The organism is Kitasatospora sp. NPDC091207 (assembly GCF_044768625.1).
Taxonomy (GTDB): Bacteria; Actinomycetota; Actinomycetes; order Streptomycetales; family Streptomycetaceae; genus Kitasatospora.
The window spans coordinates 253,083-275,181 of record NZ_JBIVVS010000004.1; the positions used below are offsets into that span (position 1 = coordinate 253,083).

Genomic DNA, 22,099 nt, shown 5'->3' on the forward strand with positions numbered 1-22,099 from the left:
CTGCACGAGGAGTTCCCCCGTTGAGCGCCATAGACGAGGCCAGACCTGACGCCACCGAGGCCGAGCCTCTCGCCGCCGAGCCGCCGGCGATCCCGCTGCTGAACCGGGTCGCGGCGGAACTGGTCGGCACCGCCGCGCTGGTCGCGGTCGTCGTCGGCTCCGGTATCCAGGCCACCGAACTCAGCCGAGACGTCGGCCTGCAACTGCTCGCCAACTCCCTGGCGACCGTCTTCGGCCTCGGCATCCTGATCCTGCTGCTCGGCCCGGTCTCCGGCGCGCACTTCAACCCGGTCGTCACGCTCGCCGAGTGGTGGACCGGCCGCAAGGACCCCAAGGGCCTCGGCCCGCGTGAGATCGCCGCGTACATCCCGGCCCAGATCGTGGGCGCGATCGGCGGCGCGATCCTGGCCGACGCGATGTTCGGCAAGCCGCTGGTCGAATGGTCGACCCACGACCGCACGGCCGGGCACCTGCTGCTCGGCGAGGTCGTCGCCACCTCCGGCCTGGTCCTGCTGATCTTCGGCCTCGCCAAGACCGACCACCTGCGCTTCGCCCCCGTCGCGGTCGCCTCCTACATCGGCGCCGCGTACTGGTTCACCTCCTCCACCTCCTTCGCCAACCCCGCGGTGTCGATCGGCCGGGCGTTCACCGACACCTTCGCGGGCATCGCGCCGTCGTCTCTTCCCGGCTTCATCGGCATGCAGCTGATCGGCGGGGTCGTGGGCCTGGCCCTGGTGGCGCTGGTCTTCACCCACCGCCGCAAGGCCACGGCCAAGTGAGCACGGTCCGGCGCGTCCAGGTCCTCGTCGTCGGGGGCGGCCAGGCCGGCCTCGCCGCCGGGTACTACCTGCGGCGCGCCGGACTCGATTTCGCGATCCTCGACGCCTCCCCCGGCCCGGGCGGCGCCTGGCAGCACTACTGGGACACTCTGCGGCTGTTCTCACCGCCCGCCTACTCGTCCCTGCCCGGGCGCCCCATGCCCGGCCAGACAGGCTCGGAGTACCCGGACGCCGCACACGTGGTGCGCTACCTCGCCGAGTACGAGAAGCGCTACGAACTGCCCGTCCACCGCTCCATCTGGGTCGAGGGCGTCGAACGCGGCCCCGCCGGGCTCGTCGTCCACACCGACGCGGACGCCACCTGGCAAACCCAGTCGCTGATCCTGGCCACCGGCTCCTGGCAGCGGCCCTTCGTCCCCGCCGTCCCCGGCCGCCACGACTACACCGGCCGCCAGCTCCACACCTACGGCTACCGCGGCGCCGCCGCCTTCACCGGACAGCGCGTCGTCGTGGTCGGCGGCGGCAACTCCGGCGCACAGATCGCCGCCGACCTCATCGGCGAGGCCGCCGCCGTACGGTGGGTCACCCGCCGCCCCGCACGCTTCCTCCCGGACGAGATCGACGGCCGCGCGCTCTTCGACCTCGCCACCCGCCGCGTCCAGGGCGACGGGCCGCGCATCGGCGACCTCGGCGACATCGTCGCCGTCCCGCCCGTACGAGACGCCCGCGACGCCGGGCTCCTCGCCGCCCACCCCATGTTCGACCGCCTCACCTCGCACGGACCCGCCTGGGCCGACGGCACCGCCTGGCCCTGCGACGCCGTCATCTGGTGCACCGGTTTCCGCCCCGACCTCGCGGCCCTGCGACCCCTCGGCCTGGCGCAGACCCGCGGACGGGTCCCCACCGACGGCACCCGCTCCACCCAGGACCCGCGCATCCACCTGCTCGGCTACGGCGACTGGACCGGCCCCGCATCCGCCACCCTCATCGGCGTGGGCCGCACCGCCCGCCAGGCGGTCGCCGAGACCGCCGACCTCCTCCCTCCCGCCTGAGGACGCGAAAGCACACCCGCGGTCGCTGCAGTGTCAGTCGACAGCAGGGCTGCGCCGTTCGATCAGCACGACGTCCCGCCACTGGCCGCGGTGGCGGCCGATGCGCTCGCGGGTCCCGATCACCCGGAAGCCGGCCTTGCGGTGGAGGGCGAGGCTGGCCGTGTTCTCGGGAAAGACGCCCGATTGGATCGTCCAGATCCCGGCCTTCTCGGTCGAGCCGATCAGCGAGGCGAGCAGCGCTCCGGCAACACCCCTGCCCCGGGCATCGCGGTGGACGTACACGGAGTGCTCGACGACGCCCTCGTAGGCGCTTCGCTTCGAGACCCGGCTCGCGGCGACCCAGCCCAGCACCCGCTCGTCGCGGTCCAGGGCCACCCAGCGGTGACCGGGGAGCTTGGCGGCGTCGAACTCCTCCCAGGACGGAGCGGCGGTCTCGAATGTGGCGTTCCCCTCCTCGATCCCGGCCTGGAAGATCGCCAGCACGTGACCTGCGTGGCCCGCCTCCATCCGCGCCACCGCGAAGTCGCTGCCCATCGCCCTCTGCTCCCCGCGCACCCGAAGGACCCTGTCGCCTGACATCCCGCACGCCCAGGCCGTACCGGCACCGTCAGCCGGCCGCGGCCAGCATGCCGGCCATCCCGGCGAGCACGCCGGGCGCGACCCGGTAGTAGACCCAGGTGCCGCGCCGCTCGCTGGTCAGCAGGCCGGCCTCGCGCAGCTTCTTCAGATGGTGCGACACGGTGGGCTGGGAGACGCCGACGTCCTGGATGTCGCAGACGCACGCCTCCTGCCCCTCGTGGGCCGCGACCTTGGAGAACAGCCGAAGCCGCACCGGGTCGGAGAGCGCCTTGAACATGGCCGCCATCCGCACCGCGTCCGCCTCCGAGAGTTCGGCGGACGTCAGTGGCGGGCAGCACGGGGCGGCGTCGGGCTCCAGCGCGGTCAGCAGCTTCACGTTCGACATGCGTCTATGTTGACACACGTCGAATCATCGCGGCAGGGTCCGCTCCGGCGGCCACACGGCGGCCCACATGGGCCGCGCCCCCGCACGGAGCTGTCGCAGCAGTGGCACCAGACGCCGACCGCGCGCTCGCACGTCTCCAGGAATTCCAGCCGCGGCCGGTCCGGACCGGCCCGACGCCTGCGGCATCCAGAACCGCTCCCCACCAGCCCCCTCAAATTCGATGAATGTCTATGTTGACCGAGATCTAAACAAGTGCCATGCTGACCACAAGGACATCGACCACTGTCGAATCAGAGGAGCCTCCCGTGACCGCCTCCACCACCACGAACCCCCTTCCCGTCGTCGTCATCGGCGCGGGTCCGATCGGCCTGGCCGCCGCCGCGCACCTGGTCGAACGGGGTATCGAACCGCTGGTCCTGGAGGCCGGTGCCTCCGCCGGGGCGGCCGTGCGTGAGTGGGCCCATGTCCGGCTCTTCTCGCCCTGGGCCGAGGTCGTCGACCCCGCCACCGAGAAGCTCCTCTCCCCCACCGGCTGGGTACGCCCCGACGGCGCCGCCTATCCGTCCGGTGGCGAGTGGGTGTCGCTGTACCTGCAGCCGCTCGCCGACGTCCTCGGCGAGCGCGTGCGCTACGACGCACGGGTGACCGGTGTCGCCCGCGCCGGACGCGACCGCATCGTCGACTCCGGCCGTCAGGAGCAGCCCTTCACCGTCCACGTCGAGCACGCCGACGGACGGGAGGAGCGGATCACGGCGCGCGCCGTGGTGGACGCCTCCGGCACCTGGGCCACCCCGAATCCGCTCGGTGCCAACGGTCTCCCGGCGCTGGGGGAGCGCGCCGCCGACGGGCGCATCTCGTACCGCATCCCCGACCTCGCCGACCCGGCCGTGCGGGAGCGGTTCGCGGGTCAGCGCACCGCGGTGGTCGGCACCGGCGCCTCCGCCTTCACCGCGCTCGCCTACCTCGCCGACCTGGCCAAGGAGGAGGACGGCACGCACGCGGTCTGGGTGCTGCGGCGCGGCATCACCGGCTCCACCTACGGCGGCGGCGAGGCCGACGAGCTCCCCGCGCGCGGCGCGCTGGGCCTGCGGGCCAAGGCCGCCGTCGAGGCCGGCCACGCCTCCGCACTCACCGGCTTCCGCACCGCCGCCGTCGAGCCCGACGGCGACCGAGTCGTCCTGGTCGCCGAGGACGGCCGGCGCAGTGAGAGCGTCGACCAGGTCGTCGTGCTCACCGGCCTGCGCCCCGACCTGTCCTTCCTCTCCGAGGTCCGTCTCGGTCTTGACGAGCGGCTTCAGGCGCCGACGGAGCTGGCGCCGCTGATCGACCCCAACCAGCACTCGTGCGGCACGGTCTACCCGCACGGTGCGAAGGAGCTGTCCCACCCCGAGAGCGATGTGTACCTGGTGGGCATGAAGAGCTACGGCCGGGCGCCGACGTTCCTCGCGATGACCGGTTACGAGCAGGTCCGTTCGGTCGCTGCTGCTCTCGCGGGTGACCACGAGGCCGCCGCCCGGGTCGAGTTGACGCTTCCGGAGACCGGGGTGTGCGGCGGCGCCGGCCTCTTCGACCAGCCCGACGCCGAGCAGGGCGCGGGCGGTGGCTGCTGCTCCGTCCCCACCGCCCCGGAGGTCCTGAGCATCGGTCTCGGCGCTCCCGCCGCCGCCTCCAGTGGCAGTTGCTGACCAGCCCTGTGGTGTCCACTCGGGTCAGCGGGGCCGCGACCAGGTCGGGGGACCGGTGGCGGCCCCGCGCCGCATTGCCCGCCGGACGGTCGTGCTCATCGCGGCCGGCGGCGCGACCACGGCCCTGCTCGGCGTCGTCCCGGGGCCGGTGCCGCTTCGGGTGGCGATCGCCGTCCTCGCCGGTACGGTCCGCGGGAACCCGACCCTGCTCCAGGCGACCGCGCTCGCCGACCGCTGGGGCACCGCCGCCTACGGGCGGCTCAGCGCCCTGCTCGCCGCTCCCGCCACCGTCGCCGGGGCCCTCGCCTCCTGGGCCGAAGCCGCTCTGGTGGGCCCGCTCGGCGGCTACCCTCAGCTGTTCGTCCTGCTCGCCGTCCTCTCCGGCGTCGCGGCGCTCCTGGCCGCGGTCCCCGTCGGCCGGACCGGGTGACCGAACCGCGGGGCTGTCTCAGAACTGGCGACCCCGCTCAGCGGCGGGCGCCCGCCAGCAGCCCGGCCAGAGCAAGCGCCATCCACGCCGCGAGGTAGCCGAACGCGGCGCTCGGCGAAACCGTGCTCCACAGGACACCGGCGACGGTGGACGCCGCGAGGTTGCCGAGGGACTGGACGGTGGCGAGCGCACCGAACGCGGAGCCGCGCAGGTCGCTGGGCGCGAGGGCGGCGACGGCGGAGTGCTGGGCGGTCTCCACGGCGCCGATGCCCATGCCGGCCAGGACGAACGGAAGGGCGAGCACCCCGATGGCGGCGGTGTCGATGGCGAACAGGCCGTAGGCGGCGGCGAACGCGGCCACGCCGCCGGCGAGGACACGGACAGGTCCGCGTTTCCCGAGCCGGTCGGCGAGGTGTCCGGCCGGGACCGAGGCGAGGGTGGCGGCGGCGTTGTAGGCGGCATAAAGGCCGAGCGCGATCGTCGTGGCCGTCTTCGAGCCATGCTCGGGCGACAGGAGTTCGGTGGCACGCAGGATGAGCAGGGTGGCGGCGACGTTGCCGACCTCGAACGCGGCGCAGGCGCCGAGCAGCCTTCCGAGTTCGCCCTTCAGCAACGGCCGGACACGGATCCTGAGCGGCACCTTGTCCCGGCCGGTCGGGCTCGGGGTGCGGCGGATCGCGTAGACGATGGCGGCGGCGGCGAGCAGGCCGGGGATCACGGACAGGCCGATCGCCCACTGCACGCCGAGCCAGGCGACCAGGCCGAGCGCGAGGAGCGGGCCGAAAATCGCCCCGAGGTTGTCCATCATCCGCTCGAACCCGTATGCGCGTCCGTAAGCGGCGGCCGGAACGATGTCGGCCAACAGCGCGTTACGTGCCGGCACCCGAAGGCCCCGCGCGGTCCACGCCGCGGCCCGCAGCACGCCCACCTGCCAGACCGCCGTCGCGCCGGCGGTCGCGGCACCCAGTACCGCGGTGGTGGCGTAGCCCCCGACCGCGACCTTGCGGCGCCGCGCGGGGTCGTCGGCGAGTACCCCTCCGCCGAAACGGGCCGCTCCGGCGAGCGCGTCGGACAGACCCTCGATCGCGCCCAGCGCGGCAGCCGGGGCGCCGAGCGTCGATGTGAGCAGGGAGGGCAGCAGGGCGGTCGGGATCTCGTGCCCGACGTCCGCGAGGAAACTCGCCGTGCCGATTCCCCGCACGCCCGGGGTGAGCCATGCCTGCGGATCGGCGGCGGGCGGGGCGGGAGTCGTCGCGTTGGTCATGGCGCGCAGTGTCCCGCATCCATCCGGGCCACCGTATTGGCAGATCACACAGATCGCGGCGGGCGCGTGGCATGCTCCCGTCCCTCCAGCGGGGCGGCGCCTACGGGACGTCAGGAGAATCCGGCTCTGTCCCGTAATCGGTGGTAGCGCTGGGTGATGATCACTGGAGGAGGATGCGGTGGCGGAGCAGGGAGAATCCGGCTCGGCCGTGCATCTGTCTCATGATCCGTTTGGTTCGCGTGTTGACTCCCTCGGTGCGGCCGTTGTGGAACGGGCTGGGAGGCGATGACGTCACCGCCGCCCCTGGAGACGACATCGACGCAGGCCTGTGCGGCGCTGCTCAACTCGGCCGGGCTCACGGCCCGCGGCACCCGGGCCGTGGGGCGCAGCGCGCTGCGCTGGGCCGGGACGGCCGGCCTCCTGGGGGCAGGTACGGGGCGGGCGCTCGGCGCGGCACGGGTCGAGGACGGGCTGGGGCCGCGGGGCCTCGTCGCTGTCGACTGTGCCGGAGAGGAGCGGGAGGTGCGCCGGGGCGACGGGCCGAGGGGGCGTGGCCCACCCGGGAGTCCTTGGTGCTGGTGGCAGCGGAGCCCGGCCTCCTTCACCCGGTTCCTGCAGAGTGTTCTGTCCTTCTTCATGGCGCGACACCTGTTGATCACGCACAGAGAGTGACCGAGTATGCGCTTTCGGGCAAGGGGGCGAGGTCGGCCACTGTCCTGATCCGGCCATCTCGGAATGCAGTGGGACATCGGAGTCGTTGGACGGCCGTACCCGACCGCAGCTCCGATCGGGTGTGCGCATGGCGTCGAGACACCGCGCCCGGACGGCGCCAGGCGCCCGCGAACATTCACTGCGCGACAGCGACCGTTCCGGCACGGCGCGGCGATGCCGCTGCACGGCACTTCCGCTATTTCCGACAAATCGTCACATACCTTGTCGGCGAAGGGTGGAGCACGGACAGCTGTGCAAGGCCCATGGTCGGCATCGCAGTACCCGCCACACCCCTCGTCCGTGCCGTCTCGCCTCACGGCCACACTGCCCGAATCCGGCTCGACCGGAAACGCAGGCCTCCAGCGAGACGTCAATCCCAAGCCTTCATGGAGGCAGTACATCGTGCAGAAGATCACTCGTCTCGGCGTGGCCGTCGCGACCGCGCTCGCCACCGCAGCCGTATGCGCTCCGTCCGTGTCCGCGGCGACGCGCGGCGGCGGCGACGACCCGCGCGGCGGCCACCACGCGGTCTTCGTCCAGACCGACGACCCTACGGGCAATCAGATCATCGCCTACCGTCGCGCGGACGACGGGCAGCTGACCCAGGCGAACACCTACGACACCCACGGCCTCGGCGGCGTGCTGGCCGGGTCGGTCGCCGACCACCTCGCCTCCCAGGGATCCCTGACCTACGACCCGCGCCACGCCCTGCTGTACGCCGTCAACGCCGGCAGCGACACCGTCTCGGTGTTCTCCGTGGACGGCGACCGCCTCGCACTGCGGCAGGTCGTCGGCTCCGGCGGCCGCTTCCCGGTGAGCGTCGCCGTGCACGACGACGCCGTGTTCGTGCTGAACGCCCTGGACGGCGGGTCGATCCAGGGCTACACCGTCCGCGACGGCCGCCTGGACGAGCAGGCCGGATGGAACCGCTGCCTCGGCCTCGACCCGGACGCCACCCCCCAGTTCACCAACACCCCCGGGCAGGTGGGCTTCACCGGCGACGGCTCCCAGCTCGTCGTCACCACCAAGGCGAACGGCAGCAACCTGCTGGTGTTCAACCTGGACCGCTCCGGCACCCCTGCCGACTCCCCCGTCGTCACGAACCTCCCGGGCGCCGTGCCCTTCGCCTTCGTCCCCAACGGCCGGAACGGCCTCTTCCTGACCGAGGCCGGCACGAACGCCGTCGCGACGTTCACCGTCCACCCGGACGGCACCGCCACGCAGGAGGCGTTCGCGGCCACCGGCCAGTCCGCCACCTGCTGGATCGTCGCCGTCCACGACCTGCTCTACGCGTCGAACGCCGGCAGCTCCACCCTCAGCGGCTTCCGCGCCTCCGACCACGGCCGCCGGCTGACGGCCCTGGGCAACACCCCCACCGACCCCGGCACCGTCGACGCAGCGGTCTCCGCCGACGGGCACTACCTCTACGCCCAGACTGGGGTCAACGGCATCCTCGACGAGTTCGCGGTCAACGACGACGGCTCACTGACCGCACTGGGCGCCCGGACCGTGCCGGGCGGCAAGGGCGGCGAAGGCATCGTCGCCTTCTGACCGACCACGCACGACAGCCGGCCGCGGCCCCGCCTGGTGGGCGGACCGCGGCCGCCGCGTTTCACACGGACACCGACAGCACGGCCTCGACGGGGGATGCCACCGTCGAGGAACCGTGTCACGGCGACGGGCAGGGACGACGCGACGGCGTGCTCCACCTCGCCTTGTCGGGGCGAGCCCCCGGACGACTGGACGCGACGATGTCGCCCAGAGGTGTCGTCCCTGCCTCGTCCGACCGCGGCGACGCGGCCGTGCGGTGGCCGGCTCCATGGCCGGATCTGCGCTGACCTCGTCATTGCGGCCACCGCGCGCCGGGCACCATGATCAGGGCATGCCCCAGTCGCCCCACCGAGTCGTCGTCGCCGCCTTCGCCGGCGTCGAGCTGCTGGACGTCACCGGACCGGCAGAGGTGTTCTCCGTCGCCACCCGTGTCGCCGGACCCGACCGGCCCGGCTACGTCGTACAGATCGCGACCGCCGACGGCGCACCGGTCGCGACCTCCAGCGGCGTGCGCCTGATGGCCGACCTCACCCTCGACGCGGTGGACGGCCGGATGGACACCTTGCTGGTGGCGGGCGCGATCGATCTGGCCCACGTCGGCCACGGCGCCGCGCTGGACCTCGAACGGGTCCGACGCTGGGCGGAGCGCGAGCACGAGCGCCTGTCCCGGCTGGAGTCCGCCGGCCGCCTCACCAGCCGCGAGGAGGAAGCGTCCCGATGATCCCGGCGTGCCACGGACGCCGGCCGACAGCCCGCTGTCGGCCAGGGGCGAAGTAGCGCAGCGACAGGTAGAGCGCGGCGATGGTGACGGCGGGGACGGGGGCGCCGTAACGGGTGAAGGTCCAGAAGCTGATGGGGGTGCGCTTGCGCTCGGCGATGCCGAGGACGACCACGTCGGCGGAGGCGCCGATGGCGGTGACGTTGCCGCCGAGGTCGGCTCGAATACGTGGCGGCCCCCTGGCGCAGAGGAGATGTGCCCCTTGTCCGCCGACCAGGCCTCTCGGCACTCCACCCGGGACTTCTACGGCTCTTCAGCGGGCCCTTGACGACCGAGCTGTGCGCCGCGGCTCACACCGCAGCAGTCCGGACGACGAAACCTGACCATGTGGTCCCCGCCGCCGGCCACTACCGCCGGGTCCGTCGGCCGGCTGTTCAACAGAGCCTCACGGCCGCCGAAGCCGCGAGGAGGCCGGTCGGTCGGCCAGATTCGAGGCCCGCCCGGGCAGGCATATCTGATTTCATGTCAATGACATTCCAGTGCCCTATCGTTGGCTCACCACGAACCGGTCCACGATGGCACCATGCCGGGTCGGTGCGATGACGAAGGGAGAGTCCGGTGAGCAGTCTCAACAAGGGCCTGGAACGGATCGAAGTAGGTCTGTCGTGGGATCCGAGTCCCGCAGGTTCGGCGGGTCACGATCTGGATCTCGTCGCCGCGACATACACCACCGGCGCCCCGGCCGGCACCCCCGCCTACCTGGTCCACTTCGACAGCCGCGCTCCCGACGGCACGATCACCCTCACCAGGGACAGCCGCGACGGCAAGGGCCTCGGCGTCGACGAGTGCCTGGTCCTTGAGCTCGACCGCCTGGCGCACCGCTACCTCCGGGTGGTCGTGGGCGTCGCCATCCAGCAGAATGCCGGCCGGCTGACGTTCGGAGACATAGCGAACCCCGCGGCAAGGATCCGGAACGGGCGCGATGAGGTGGCGGCGGTGGACTTCGCCGACGTCGGCGGGGCAACGGCCGCGAGGGTCGCGGAGTTCGTCCGGGACAGCTCGGGGGCCTGGGTGTTCCGGCCCGGCATCCATGGCTTCGATGCCGATCCGGTGACTTTCGCGAGGATCATGGGCACCTCGTAGGGCCTCGCCGGGTGGCCCTCTTCCGAACGACGGCCGGGGTCACCCGTGACACACCTGACTCCGACCCCGGCACAAGACCACGGGCGATCGGGCCGACCGGTCAGGCACTCACGCCGCCCCCGTGCCGCGCCTTCCAGCGGTCCAGCATCCCCTCCAGTTCTGTGATCATGAACTCGAAGAACTCGGCGCTCTCGGCGAGCCGCCCACCGGCCACGCTCTGCGCCCCGAGGGTGACCTCGCCCTCCTTGAGCACCCGGACCCAGCGCACCAGGACCTCGTCCCGCCGGGTCAGCGACTCGTACCAGACGTCGTTGAGCACCCGGAAGCGGTCGCGACGGCCGCCGGGCGCGGCCTGTTCTCGCGGATCCGCGGCGGTGCGCGATGACCGGCGCCACCACGACGGACACCGCGGCGCCGGGCGGAACGGCGGCACGCCGGCAGCCGGGCGGCCACCTCGCCGGGATGGGAGCCCTGATCCGCTTCGACCTCCGGCAGGAGCGGATCAGGATCCCGGCCTGGGTCCTGCTCGTCTTCCGCGTCACGGTCTCGACCGCCAACAACGTCAAGACGCTCTACCCGACGGCCGAGGACCGCTCCTCGGTCGCCCGGTCCTCCGACAACCCCGGCGTGCTGGCGATGACCGGGCCGCGGCACTTCCTCGATGACTGCACCTACGGCGCCATGCTCGGCCACCGCCTGCTGGGCCTGGCGGCCGTCCTGATGGCCCTGCTGAGCGTGCTGGTCGTCACCCGGCACACCCGGGCCGAGGAGGAAACCGGACGCGCCGAGCTGGTCCGCTCGGCCGCCGTCGGCCGGCACGCCCACCTCGCGGCGGCATTCGCCGTGGCGACCATCGCCAACCTCGCGCTCACCCTCCTCCTGGCCGTCGGCCTGAGCGGCCTCGGCGTCGAGGGCATCACCGCCGGCTCCGCCCTGCTCTACGGACTCTCCTGCGCGGCCGCGGGGCTCCTGTTCGCCGCGGTCGCGGGTGTCACCGCCCAGATCTCCGCACACGCCCGCACCGCCTCGGGCCTGGCCCTCGCCGTCCTCGGCGCCGCCTACGCGGTGCGCGACGCCGGCGACGCCGGCGGCAACGGGCTCTCCTGGGCATCGCCCATCGGCTGGCTCCAGCGCACCCAGGCGGGCGACCCGTCAGCGCGCTCGTGGCCATTCGGCCTTGATGGCCTCCCATCGGGCGGCCTGGTCGGGCGTGAGGGTGCCGCGCAGTTCGGCGAGTTTGAGGAGCTGGGCCTCGGCGTCGGCCCCGAGTGGCTGGGCCTCGGCGCGGTAGTGGTCGGTGACGAGTGCGTCGAGTTCGGTGTCATCCATGGCGGGCACGACGCGTTGGGCGATCCTGGCCATGTTCCGGTACGAGCCCTGGAGCAGGAAGGGCGGCTCGGTGCGGGAGCGGTCGCTCTGGGCGGCGGAGTGCAGGTATGCGCGGTTGACGGCGAGGACGGTCGCGCGGACCCGCAGGAGCTTGGCCAGGACGGCGGTCATCCGCTCGGTCTCGGCGGCGGGCCAGGGCCCGGAGAGTTCCTGCCCGGAGGGTTCTCCGCCGGCGCGGCGCAGGAGGGCGTCCAGGTCGGCGGGTTCGGCGGTGGCGAGCGGCGCCAGGTGGGGGCTGGCGGTGAGGGTGTTCTCGATGAAGCTGAGGCCGAAGAGGTCGTCGCGGCCCGCGACGACGTCGCCGAGGTTCCAGACGTCGGCGCGGTTGGCGAGCATGTCGGGGATGCGGAAGTTCCTGCCCGACTCGGTATAGGGGTTGGCGGCCATGACGACGGCGAAGCGCTTGCCGCGCAGGTCCCACTCGCGGGCCTGGCCGTCCCAGACCCCGTCGATGCGGCGCTGGGCGTCGCACAGCGGGATGAACCGCTGGAGGAGCTCGGGCGAGGTGTGCTGGATGTCGTCCAGGTGGAGCAGCACGTTGGTGCCGGCGTGGAGCGCGAAGTTGATCTTCTCTATCTCGCGCCGGGCGGTGGCGTCGGAGGTCTCGGCGGGGTCCAGGGAGGTGACCCGGTGGCCCAGCGCGGGGCCGCTGACCTTGACGAGGAGGAGGCCGAGCCGGTCGGCCAGGTATTCGACGAGCGTGGTCTTGCCGTACCCGGGAGGGGAGACCAGGAGGAGCAGACCACTGCGGTCCGTGCGGGCGCGGTCGCCCGCTGTTCCGAGCTGCTTGGCGAGGTTGTCGCCGACGAGGGGAAGGTAGACCTCGTCGATGAGGCGGTTGCGGACGAAGCCGTCGAGGGGCTGCGGACGGTACTGCTCCAGGCGCAGCCGGGTACGTTCGGCCTCCAGTAGGCGGGCGCGGTTGTGCTGGTAGGCGCGGTATTCGGGAACGTGTGTGGTCCGGAAGTCGGCGGTTCGGGTGAGGAGTTCGTCCAGGCGTACGGTCAGGGCGCCGGAGTGCAGGCGGGGGTGGTCGCCGGCCAGCCCGGTCACGGTGGTCTCGGCGGCGCCGTCGGTGAGGTAGCGGGGCAGGCCCGGGGTGAGGAGGGTTGCCGCCGCCTCCGCGAGGTCCGCGGTGTCGGCGGGGTGGCCGGTGGCCTGGGTGAACGCTTCCAGCCAGGCCGAGGCCAGCTGGTGCCGGGCGGGCAGGCGGGCGGGATCGTCGGGGATGGTGGCGAGCGCTTCGGCGAGGTCCCGGGTGCCCGGATCCGCGTGGAACTTGTCCAGGAGGGCCGTGATGGCGGGTCGGGCGGCGAAGCCGGTGGCGGTGTGGGCGAGTTCGGCCACGAGGTACGCACCGGCCCGGGACGCGGGCAGGCCTGCCCTTCGGGTGAACTCGGCGATTCTCTCGTCGAGTTCGTCGGCGAGCGTGTCGAGGGCGGGAACGGTGCCGAAGTGCGCACGGGCGGCTCCCAATGAGCGGGCCCGCGCCGCCCAGATCGTCCTGGCGTTCTCGTCGGCGCCGTGTGTCCAGAAGAGTTGCGCGGTGCCGCGGGCGGCCGCGGGGTGGCGCAGCAGGCCGGCACCGGCGTGCAGGGTGAGGAGGGCTTGGAGGACGGCGGTCGCGTCGTGGTCGTGGACGCCGCGCCGGTAGCCCTCGTCGTGGCGTTCTTCGCCAGCCCGGCGTACGAGTTCGGCGAGCGTGCCTCGCGCGGCTGCCTCGTGAAGGGCATCGAGGCCGTCGGGCTCGGCGTCGAGCAGGAGGGTCGCGGCGAGGTACTCGGCGCGGTAGATCCCGGGGGTCTCGGAGACCAGCGGTTGTTCCCAGAACGGTTCGGTGGCCGCGTAGTCGGGGTCGGTGACGGGTGCGTGGTAGTCGGTGCCGGTGAGCGCGAAGGTCGGGCGGCCCTGCCGGTGGACGAGGGTGAGTTCGGGGCGCTGGGTGACGGTGGTGAACAGGTGGCGGCCCAGTCGCAACGTGCCGGGGCCGTCACCGGCCTGGTCGGCGCGGTCGCGCAGGGCTCGGTGGGCCTGTTGGCGCGCCGCACGCAGGCGGCCGACCGCTTCCTCGGCCCGTACGGGGTCGCCGAGGTCGGCCAGTCGTCCGGCCAGTTGGCGGATCTTGACGGCCATCGGGTCTGCTGCGAGGGCGGCGTCGATGTCGGCCGGGGATCCGAGGGCGGCCAGGCGCGGGCGGAGCGCGTCGAGGAGGCGGTCGGCGGAGGCGGCCAGGCGTTGGGTGTGGCGGGCGCGTTCGTCGAGGAGGTTCTGGCGGCGGGCGCTGAGGGCGTGGTGGATTTCTTCGCGGCGGGCTGTGAGCTGCTCGGTGAGGGCGGCATCGGCGTCGGCGAAGCGGGTGTCGAGTTGTTCGATGCGCAGCATCAGTCGGGTGAGCTGCTCGTCGCAGGTCTGCGGGGTGTCGGCGGCGGCCAGGGCGGCGGCGGTGGCCTGGGCGAGCAGGGCGCTTTCGGCGGCGAATTCGGCGGCGGCCTCGCGGGTGCGCAGTTCTCGTCGGCGGGTGTCGAGGGTGCTCCGGGCTCGGTTGAGCAGTCCGAGGATGTCGGCGAGGCGGTCCAGGATGGCGGTGCGGACGGCCGGGTCGGCGAGTTCGAGTGTGGTGACGAGTTCGGCGACGGTCTGCGCGGCCTCGGTGTGTGCGGCAATCCGCTCGGCGAGTGGCACGGCGTCGGCGGCCGTGGTCAGCGATCCGGCGGTGTCCGCGAGTTCGGCGGCCTGTCGGTGGTGGTCGGTGAAGGCGTCGGGCTCGGCGAGGAAGTCGACGGCGCGTCGCGCCGCCTCCGCGGTTCCTTCGGCGAGTCGCTCGGCGAGGAGGTCGATGCGGTGGGTGTCTGCGCGGCGCAGCTCGCGCAGGGCTTCGACCTGTCCCCGTGTGCGGTGCAGGTCGGCGAGTTCGGCGATCCATTCGGCGGCGGAGGTGAGGCTCTCGCCGCGGGTGCGACGCAGTAGCCCGTCGACGTGCTCGGCGGTGCGGGTGACCTGGGCCGCCGCGTGGGCGGTGAGCTCGGCGACGGTCTCGTGTTCGGTGATGGCCTGGCTCGCCGTCTCGCGGATGTCGCCGAGCGGCGCGTGGAGGTCGCCGAGGCCGGGCTCCGCCAGCCAGTGGTGGCGGTCGGTGGTGCGTGTGCTCGCGGTGAGGACGGCCCGGTAGCCGGCGGTGGTGTCGGTGCGGGCGGTGGCCAGGCGGGCGAGGGCCAGGCAGTCGGCCAGGCCGCGGACCAGGTCCGGGTTGCCGATCCGGGCGAGCGGGCCGTGTCCGGTCGGTTGGGCGGCGGCGTGCCGTTCGCCGGTGAACGGGGTCCGCCAGGTCTGTACGGGGTGCAGTCGGGTTGGTTCGTCCGCGGTGTGCGGGGCGATGAGCGTGCCGTCGTCGAGCAGCGCGTAGCCCTGGCAGAGCAGGGGTGCGGCGGCTGCCTGGCGGACGCTGTTGTAGGGGAGCAGCAGGGTGCGCCCGTCGACGGGGTCGCGGAAGGCGAAGAGGGTGTCCTCGCCGTTGGGCGAGGTGATCGTCCGTTCGTGGCGCAGGCCGGCGGTCGGCCGGTCGAACACGCGGTGGGTGCCGTCGGTGAGGACGTAGCCGCCGGGGAAGACCAGGCCCTGATCGGCGGGCAGCCGCAGGCAGGACTGGCCGAGGGCGTCGATGCGGACCGTGCGACCGGTGGGCAGGTGGCAGACCAGGTGGCGGACCGTCTCCTCGCGATAGGGCCTGACCCGCACCAGCAGCAGGGTGTCGAGGCGGCCGTGGGCGATGTCGGAGTCGGCGAGGGCCTGGAGCGGTTCGTCCAGCGGTTCCTCGTGGACGGTGCGCCCGGCCGGGGTCGCCAGGCGCAGTGTGCCGCCGTCGGTGGAGAGCAGGAGTTCGCCCGTGAGGGACACGGCGGGTGGGCGTCCCTGGCGGTGGTCGGCGCGGGTGGTCGCGGTCCAGTCGATCTGCCGGCCCTCCGCCGGGGCGTGGTCGCGTTCGCCCCGGGCGTCCAGGTAGGCGGGGGTGCCGTCGGCGGCCAGGTTCCAGCGCAGGACCCGCAGGTCGCCGGCGGCCGGTCCGGTGCGGAAGAGCGCCAGGAGCCGGCCGTCGACGAGCCGGAGCTGTTCGAGGCGGGCGTCGCGGTAGTAGCGGTGCAGTTCGTCGAGGTCCTGCTGCAGGCGCGGGTCGTCGAGCAGACCGGGCAGTGTCCCGCTGGGCGCCTCGGTCAGATCGGGTCGGTGGAGGGTGAGGATGTCGTCGAGGCGGGCGGCGCCGGCGGTGTGCTGCCACCCGGCCAGGAGCAGGCCGCCGACCGCCGCCACGTCGCGCAGGGCGAGAGGCTTCGAGGCGGTGAGCCGTCCGGTGCCGGCCAGCGTCAACTCACCTCCGCCGAACTCGGCCACCCGGCGTGCGTTGAGGGCCTGTGCCCGCTCGGTCAGGTCGGCGGCGGCGCGGCGGAGCCGGGCACGCAGCAGCTCGTACGTGCCGTCGTCGTCGACGTCCTCGGTCACCGGTTCGCTCCCCTACTTCTTCGCGCCGTTGAGAGCGGCGATCGGTGTCTCGGCGATGCCCAGCTGCCGCGCGGAGGCGAGGAGCTGGGTGAGCGGCCCGCTCTGGTCACCGCCCGGGCCGATGAGCTTCATCAGCAGCGCGGAGACGGTGAGGTTCTGCACGTCGGCGGTGGAGAGTGAGGAGAGCACCCGGGTGAGGTCCTCCGTGAAGGTCGCGCTGCCGTCCAGCCAGGGACCGGCGAGAGCGCGGGCGGTGTCGGAGTGGGTGACGAACGCGTCCACGCTCTTGCCCGCCGTCACCGACTGCACCAGGCGGTCGAAGAACACGGTGTCGCCGCCGACGATGTCGATGTTGGCCTTCTCCAGTCCCGCCGCGACCAGCGAGGCCTGGGCCTCGGCGATCCGCCGCTGGGCGTCCAGGCCGGCGAGGCGGACGTCCTTCTCGGCCGCGAGGCGCAGCCGGTACTCCTCGTGGCCCCGGCCGGCCTCGTCGAGGGCGGCCATGGCGGCGGCCTTCTCGGTCAGGCCCTCGGCCTCGGCCTTGAGCTTGGCGCCGATCTCCAGTGCGGCGGCCTGTGCCTTCTCCGTCAGAACGGCTGCCTCGGCCCGGCCGACCTTCTCGATCGCGGCGGCCTCCTGCTCACGGACCCGGACCTGTGCCAGCCCCTCGGCGGCGGCTTCGGCCTGGATGCCGTCGGCGAGGCGGATCTTGGCGGTCGCGTCCAGTTCGGCGGCCTGGCGGCGCGCCTCGGCGAGGACCAGGGACTCGCGGGCCTTGTGCTCGGCGGCCTGCTCGGCCGCTTCGGCGGCCTTGATGTCCTTGACCAGCTGCTCCTGTGCCTCGGCCTCGGCCTGGATGACCGTCGACTTCCGCAGCCGCTCCGCTTCCTCCACCGTGCGCAGGGTCTTGATGGACTCCTCCTGTTCGGCGACGGTGCGGTCGACGGCGATCCGCTCGCGGATCACGTCGGCGATCTCCCGCTTCTGCTCCTCGACCTCCTTGTCCTTGGCGATCCGGGCCAGCTCGGTCTCCCGGTCGCGGCCGATCACCTCCAGGAGGCGGTCCTTCTCGATCCGCTCGTTCTCGATCGCGATGACCCGCTCGCGGTTCTTCTGTGCGACGGCGACCTCGCGGGCCTGGTTCTCGCGCTGGACTCCGAGCTGTTCCTCGGTGGTGAGGAACGCGGTCTGCGCGTTGAGCCGCTCCTCCTCCTGGACGCGGGCGATCACCGCCTCCTCCGTGGCGCGCAGCGTCTCGATCTCGCGCCGCTGGCGGATCTCGGCGTCGGCCTGGCGCCGTTCCAACTCCAGGACGGCCTCCCGGGCGTCGACGTTCTGCCGGGTGATCTCCTTCTCCTCCGTGCGCTGGTACTCGTTGGTGCGCACGTGCTCGATCGCCGTGAGTTCGGTGATCTTGCGGATGCCCTGGGCGTCCAGGATGTTGTCGGCGTCGAGCGAGCCCAGCGGTGTCTGCTCCAGGTGGTCGATCGCCGCGTCCTCCAGGCTGTAGCCGTTGAGGTCGGTGCCGATGATCGCGATGATCTGGTCGCGGAACTCGTGCCGGTGGGTGTAGAGGTCGGTGAAGTCCAGTTGCTTGCCGACGGTCTTCAGCGCCTCGGAGAACTTGGCGGCGAACAGGTCCTGCAAGGTGGCCTGGTCGCTGGCCCGCGCGGTGCCGATCGCCTGGGCGACCTTGATGACGTCCTCGACGGTCTTGTTCACCCGGACGAAGAACGAGATCCGGATGTCGGCACGGATGTTGTCCCGGCAGATCAGGCCGTCGCGGCCGGTGCGGGAGATCTCGATGGTCTTCACCGAGATGTCCATCAGCTCGGCCCGGTGCAGCACCGGCAGGACGACCGCGCCGGTGAAGGTCACGTCGACCTTCTTCGTCTTGGAGACGATCAGCGCCTTGCCCTGCTCGACCTTCCGGTAGAGGCGGCTGGTGAGCAGCAGGGTGGCGAGCACGATGAGCAGCACGACGGCCATGAGCACGCCGAAGCCGACAGCGATGGTGTCCATCACAAGTCCTTTGTGTGAAAAGAAGTCAGAGCACGCCGGGCGGACAGCTCAGTCGCCGAGCGCCCCTGGATCGAAGGCGGCCACGAGGTAGCACTCGGCATCGGGGTCGTAGTCGAAGATGAGCGCGGTCCGGCCTACCGTCAGACCGGGCTCCTCGGTGAGGGAGCGGACCTGGACCACGGCGCTCGACCCGTCCTCCGCGGTGACCTCCGCCTGCCCGAAGTCCGGCCCCACCCGGCCGGTACGCACCACGCAGAGCCGTCCCACGAAGTCGCTGCGGCTGGCGGCCCGTTCACGGGGAAGCCGCCGTGCGATCGGGCGCAGCACCGCCCTCGTCCCCGCCCAGGCGGAGGCCAAGGCCGCGGCGAGGACGGCGGTACGCGCCGCCGGGCCGGTGGTCAGCACGGATCCGGCCAGGCTCACGAACCAGGCAACGGCGATCAGCAGAGAACCCGCCACCGTCACCGGCACGCCGCCCAGCCCGAGTCCGGCGAGAGCTCCCCCGTGGGTGTCGACGCCCTCTCCCCCGTCCAGGGCGTCGACACCCGGGCCACCGAGCAGAACCAGCCCCCAGTACCCGATGACCACCAGCAACGCGAAGCTGAACAGTGCCGTGGGAAACCCCAGCGCGACCTCGGTGAATCCCCGCACCCGCCCCCACCCCCGCCGCCTCGCGCCACGGCACCGGTTCGGTGCCACGGCAATCCTGGCAATCGAACCGGCTTTCGCACATTGCCAGGACCCGGCAATCTTTATGCGCTGTTAACACCCTGGACCAGGCATGAGCGCACCGGTCACAGCGGCTGCTCGGGCCAGCCCAGCAAGCGTGCGCCCATGGCCGCGGTCTCCAGGGTGTAGCGGTGCAGCGCGTCCGAAAGGTCGTACCCGGTAAGGGACTTGATACGCTCCAGGCGGTACGAGAGGGTCCGGACGCTGATCCCCAGCCGCCGCGCCGCCGCCGCGTTGACGTAGCCCGCCTCGGCCTGGATGGCGATGGTGTCCAACAGCGGCCGCGCCCCGCCCCTGGCCGCCGTCAGCGGGCCGAGGACGCTGCGCACCAGCTCCGCCATCGCCGCGCGGTCCCGCATCAGGACGGGGAACACCAGCAGCTCCTCCGCCTTCAGCAACGCGGCGGGCAGTGCGAGCCGGTCGGCGAAGTCCAGTGCGCCCAGAGCCTCCTCGTAGCTGCGCACCACCCCGCCCGCCCCGGAGTGCCGCCGCCCGGTGGCCACCCGCCGGGCCGGCCGGTAGCCCGGCCCGGGACGGAGCGCCAGGTGGGCGAAGAAGTCGAGCACCGCGCGCTCGCTGTCCGGCGCGACGCACACCAGCCGACCGTCCTTGGTCGCCAGCAGCACGTCCCGCTCGCCGAAGCGGCCCGCCAACTCGCGTTCCACCCGCCGCACCACGGGATGCACGTCGTCGTAGGGCTCCTCCCCGACCGCGACCGCGACCGCATGGGTGCGGGCCAGCCTCAGCCCGAACCGCTCCGCCCGCTCCGCCAGCACTCCCGGATCACTGCGGCCGTAGAGCAGGTCGTCGATGAACTCGCGTCTCAGCGCCTCCTCCTGGCGGACCGCCAGTCGCTGCGCCCGCTCGTGTCCCTCCCCCAGGGCGGCGAGCGCCGCATCCGTCGCCGCCAGCACCGCCTCTCCGGCACGCCGCAGCTCGCCGAGCGTCGAGGCACCGGCTATCCCGGGCAGGGTCTGCCACACCTCGCGGGTCGCCCCCAGACAGTACGAAACCACCTCGCGCAGGCCGTGTCCCGACTCGGCAGTGCGCTCACCCAGAAGACGCAGGCTCTCCAGCTCCGGGCGGTGCAGGCTGCGGCCGGTGCCGGAGACGTCGGCGAGGAGTTCCAGGTACCGGTGGCTCAGTTCGGCGAGGGTGCCCGCCCCTTCCGTCACCGGAGCCGCCCCTGACCAAGGACCGCCACCGCGCGGGCCACCGCCACCGCACCCCGTGGCGGAGCCGTGTCGGACAACACTGGAGCGAAGCGTGCGACAGGCACCATGAGAGATCCCCCGGAATCCTCGATGAGCGAAGAGGACTGTCCCCTGCTCGCCGACCAGGCTTCCCGGCACACCAGCCGAAACCCTACCGGACCGTTGACGCTTCCTTGACGCGTCGACGGATCGGGCGGACATTGACCGACGGAGGCCATCGCCATCCGAAGGCCGGCCCTCCCTTTCAGGGCGGCCGCCCGCTGAGGCCGTCCGCCGCACCGGGGCACCGCACGACGCGCGGCACGCCCCACGGCGACTCACGGACGAGGCGCGCCGCCGCCCCGGACCGGCTCGTCCCGGTCCGCGGCCGGCGCGGGCACCCACCGCGGGTGCTCGCACTCGGCCCAGCGCCGGTCCACCAGGCCGGTCCGCATCCCGCGCCGGGCCTCGGGATCGCGGACCGCCATCCGCACGTGCCCGGTGGTCACCACGGCGATCGTCGCCGCGAACCAGTCGTGGACGAAGGTCGCACCGGTCCGCCAGCCCGGCGGCGTCAGATGGACGAGCCACATCATCAGACCCGTGCCGACGATCACCAGCGTCGACCCGAGCGTCCACTGGGCGTACAGCTTCTGCCCGGCGTTGAACTTCCCCGCCGGACGGTGCGACGCGCGCGCCCGTACCGCCCGCAGCCAAGCCCGGTCCGCGGGACCGAACCGGCTCAGCCCGGACACGTCCGCGCGCACCGCGCGGAAGGCCAGTCCGAGCAGCAGCGGCACCGGCAGCGCGAGGCCGCACCACACGTGCACGGTGACCACCAGCCTTCGGCGGCCGACCAGTTCGGCCAGCGGCGGCAGGTAGAGGCAGGCGGCGGTGGCCAGGCAGGTCAGCATCAGCGCGGCGGTGGCGCGGTGCACCAGGCGCTCGGCCCGGGTGAAGCGGAGCAGCAGGTCAGGCGGTCGGCGCATCGTCACGTCCGTTCGAGCGGCCGACCCAGGCGTCGGTGTCGTAGCCGAGTTCCTCCCAGTAGCCCGGCCGCACCGTGTCGGTGACGGTGATCCCGGAGAGCCACTTGGCCGACTTGTAGAAGTACATCGGGGCCACGTACAGGCGCACCGGACCGCCGTGGGAGTGGGAGATCGGGGCGTCCTGGAGCTTGAGCGCGACCAGGACGTCGTCGCGCCGGGCCTGCTCCAGGGTGAGGCTCTCGGTGTACTCGCCGTCGAAACAGCTGAACCGCACCGCCCGGGCGCCCGCCGTGACGCCGGCGGTGTCGAGCAGGTGGGCCAGCGGCACACCCTCGAAGGGAGTGTCCGGTACCCGCCAGCCGGTCACGCACTGCACGTCCCGCACGATCCGGCGCTGCGGCATCGCCCGCAGGTCGGCCAGCCGGTAGCGGCCGGGCCGTTCCACCAGCCCGTCCACCGTCAGGGTGTACGTGTCCTCACCCCGGGTCGGCACCGAGGCGACCACCGAGTAGTACCGGAATCCGCCTCCTCCCGGCAGCAGGCCGGTGAGACCCGTCGGGTCCTTGCCGACCACCGCCTCCTGGGCGCGCTGGAGGTACGGGCCGGCCGCGACTCCCGCCGCACCGAGCCCGAGCAGGCCGAGCACCATGCGGCGGCCGACCGGCGTCCCCCGGCCCTCTTCGTTCTGTTCGCTCACACTGCCGATCCGACCAGCCGGCAGGCCGACGGGCCAGGGTCTGCTCCGCCCCGTCAGACTTTCGTCACTTCTCGCCGCCCACGGCTGCGGCCACCTGCCCCTCGAGGTGCTGCCGCAGCAGCGGGACCAGGAGGACGACGCACAACGCCGTCCCGTAGGAGAACTGCTGCGCGCTCCGCCCTCCGGTCAGGTGGAGCGGAAAGGTGGTCGGACAACCGAGACTCCCGATCCCCTCCCTGTCGCCCCATCAGTTCGTTGAAACCGGCACAGGGGTCTGCCGCAGGGGTTC

General features: G+C 72.8%; 18 protein-coding genes. 7 read left to right on the forward strand and 11 right to left on the reverse strand.

Annotated features, from left to right (window positions below; genetic code table 11):
* The first annotated feature begins 20 nt into the window (after positions 1–20).
* The gene (locus ACIQTO_RS10845; RefSeq protein WP_402385828.1) at positions 21–779 is read left to right on the forward strand and encodes an aquaporin; all 759 of its coding nucleotides are present in this window, start codon (positions 21–23) and stop codon (positions 777–779) included.
* Positions 776–1,831, forward strand: a complete 1,056-nt coding sequence (locus tag ACIQTO_RS10850) for an ArsO family NAD(P)H-dependent flavin-containing monooxygenase (protein ID WP_402385830.1) — start codon at positions 776–778, stop codon at positions 1,829–1,831. The genes ACIQTO_RS10845 and ACIQTO_RS10850 overlap by 4 nt, the downstream gene beginning before the upstream one ends.
* Before the next feature lie 33 nt (positions 1,832–1,864).
* On the opposite strand, the gene ACIQTO_RS10855 is transcribed toward ACIQTO_RS10850, so the two are convergent.
* Both ACIQTO_RS10855 and ACIQTO_RS10860 read right to left on the reverse strand, forming a co-directional pair.
* The gene (locus tag ACIQTO_RS10855; RefSeq protein WP_402385833.1) at positions 1,865–2,365 is read right to left on the reverse strand and encodes a GNAT family N-acetyltransferase; all 501 of its coding nucleotides are present in this window, start codon (positions 2,363–2,365) and stop codon (positions 1,865–1,867) included.
* A 73-nt stretch (positions 2,366–2,438) separates the two neighbouring features.
* Entirely contained in the window at positions 2,439–2,795 is a 357-nt protein-coding gene (locus ACIQTO_RS10860; RefSeq protein ID WP_402385834.1) for an ArsR/SmtB family transcription factor, read from the reverse strand.
* Positions 2,796–3,100: 305 nt separating this feature from the next.
* On the opposite strand from ACIQTO_RS10860, the gene ACIQTO_RS10865 reads away from it, so the two are divergent.
* On the forward strand, positions 3,101–4,480 hold the full coding sequence (locus tag ACIQTO_RS10865; RefSeq protein ID WP_402385837.1) for an NAD(P)-binding domain-containing protein: 1,380 nt from the start codon (positions 3,101–3,103) through the stop codon (positions 4,478–4,480).
* Positions 4,481–4,571: 91 nt separating this feature from the next.
* A complete protein-coding gene (locus tag ACIQTO_RS10870; protein ID WP_402385839.1) occupies positions 4,572–4,910 on the forward strand; it encodes a hypothetical protein in 339 nt (112 codons plus the stop codon).
* Positions 4,911–4,947: 37 nt separating this feature from the next.
* Here the strand turns inward: ACIQTO_RS10870 and ACIQTO_RS10875 are convergent, their stop codons facing one another.
* Positions 4,948–6,174: an MFS transporter gene (locus ACIQTO_RS10875; RefSeq protein WP_402385842.1), complete on the reverse strand. Its 1,227-nt coding sequence runs from the start codon at positions 6,172–6,174 to the stop codon at positions 4,948–4,950.
* A gap of 1,113 nt (positions 6,175–7,287) precedes the next feature.
* Between ACIQTO_RS10875 and ACIQTO_RS10880 the strand changes: the two genes are divergently transcribed.
* Complete coding sequence (locus ACIQTO_RS10880) at positions 7,288–8,436, forward strand: lactonase family protein (protein ID WP_402385845.1); 1,149 nt, start codon at positions 7,288–7,290, stop codon at positions 8,434–8,436.
* A gap of 331 nt (positions 8,437–8,767) precedes the next feature.
* Complete coding sequence (locus ACIQTO_RS10885; RefSeq protein ID WP_402385847.1) at positions 8,768–9,157, forward strand: DJ-1/PfpI family protein; 390 nt, start codon at positions 8,768–8,770, stop codon at positions 9,155–9,157.
* On the opposite strand, the gene ACIQTO_RS10890 is transcribed toward ACIQTO_RS10885, so the two are convergent.
* The gene (locus ACIQTO_RS10890) at positions 9,126–9,443 is read right to left on the reverse strand and encodes a hypothetical protein (RefSeq protein WP_402386302.1); all 318 of its coding nucleotides are present in this window, start codon (positions 9,441–9,443) and stop codon (positions 9,126–9,128) included. The genes ACIQTO_RS10885 and ACIQTO_RS10890 overlap by 32 nt on opposite strands.
* Before the next feature lie 329 nt (positions 9,444–9,772).
* Here ACIQTO_RS10890 and ACIQTO_RS10895 point away from each other — a divergent pair, with 329 nt between their 5' ends.
* Complete coding sequence (locus tag ACIQTO_RS10895) at positions 9,773–10,297, forward strand: TerD family protein (protein ID WP_402385850.1); 525 nt, start codon at positions 9,773–9,775, stop codon at positions 10,295–10,297.
* Positions 10,298–10,397: 100 nt separating this feature from the next.
* Here the strand turns inward: ACIQTO_RS10895 and ACIQTO_RS10900 are convergent, their stop codons facing one another.
* From ACIQTO_RS10900 to ACIQTO_RS10930, 7 genes are all read right to left on the reverse strand, one after another.
* Positions 10,398–10,616, reverse strand: coding sequence for a hypothetical protein (locus tag ACIQTO_RS10900; protein WP_402385852.1), 219 nt, complete (start codon positions 10,614–10,616; stop codon positions 10,398–10,400).
* A gap of 833 nt (positions 10,617–11,449) precedes the next feature.
* The gene (locus ACIQTO_RS10905; RefSeq protein WP_402385855.1) at positions 11,450–16,180 is read right to left on the reverse strand and encodes a DNA repair ATPase; all 4,731 of its coding nucleotides are present in this window, start codon (positions 16,178–16,180) and stop codon (positions 11,450–11,452) included.
* Between the two features lie 12 nt (positions 16,181–16,192).
* A complete protein-coding gene (locus tag ACIQTO_RS10910) occupies positions 16,193–18,202 on the reverse strand; it encodes a flotillin family protein (protein ID WP_402385857.1) in 2,010 nt (669 codons plus the stop codon).
* A 48-nt stretch (positions 18,203–18,250) separates the two neighbouring features.
* Positions 18,251–18,853, reverse strand: coding sequence for a hypothetical protein (locus tag ACIQTO_RS10915; protein ID WP_402385858.1), 603 nt, complete (start codon positions 18,851–18,853; stop codon positions 18,251–18,253).
* Between the two features lie 143 nt (positions 18,854–18,996).
* Entirely contained in the window at positions 18,997–20,106 is a 1,110-nt protein-coding gene (locus ACIQTO_RS10920; protein WP_402385860.1) for a PucR family transcriptional regulator, read from the reverse strand.
* 356 nt (positions 20,107–20,462) lie between these two features.
* Positions 20,463–21,113, reverse strand: a complete 651-nt coding sequence (locus ACIQTO_RS10925; RefSeq protein WP_402385863.1) for a cytochrome b/b6 domain-containing protein — start codon at positions 21,111–21,113, stop codon at positions 20,463–20,465.
* A complete protein-coding gene (locus ACIQTO_RS10930; RefSeq protein WP_402386290.1) occupies positions 21,097–21,762 on the reverse strand; it encodes a molybdopterin-dependent oxidoreductase in 666 nt (221 codons plus the stop codon). Before ACIQTO_RS10930 ends, ACIQTO_RS10925 begins: the two co-directional genes overlap by 17 nt.
* Between the last annotated feature and the right edge of the window lie 337 nt (positions 21,763–22,099).

Excerpts from the sequence above, each read along its gene's own strand:
- ACIQTO_RS10855 (WP_402385833.1), bottom strand. The coding sequence starts at position 2,365 with ATGGGCAGCGACTTCGCGGTGGCGCGGATGGAGGCGGGCCACGCAGGT.
- ACIQTO_RS10860 (WP_402385834.1), bottom strand. The coding sequence starts at position 2,795 with ATGTCGAACGTGAAGCTGCTGACCGCGCTGGAGCCCGACGCCGCCCCG.
- ACIQTO_RS10875 (WP_402385842.1), bottom strand. The coding sequence starts at position 6,174 with ATGACCAACGCGACGACTCCCGCCCCGCCCGCCGCCGATCCGCAGGCA.
- ACIQTO_RS10885 (WP_402385847.1), top strand. The coding sequence starts at position 8,768 with ATGCCCCAGTCGCCCCACCGAGTCGTCGTCGCCGCCTTCGCCGGCGTC.
- ACIQTO_RS10910 (WP_402385857.1), bottom strand. The coding sequence starts at position 18,202 with ATGGACACCATCGCTGTCGGCTTCGGCGTGCTCATGGCCGTCGTGCTG.
- ACIQTO_RS10925 (WP_402385863.1), bottom strand. The coding sequence starts at position 21,113 with ATGCGCCGACCGCCTGACCTGCTGCTCCGCTTCACCCGGGCCGAGCGC.
- ACIQTO_RS10930 (WP_402386290.1), bottom strand. The coding sequence starts at position 21,762 with ATGGTGCTCGGCCTGCTCGGGCTCGGTGCGGCGGGAGTCGCGGCCGGC.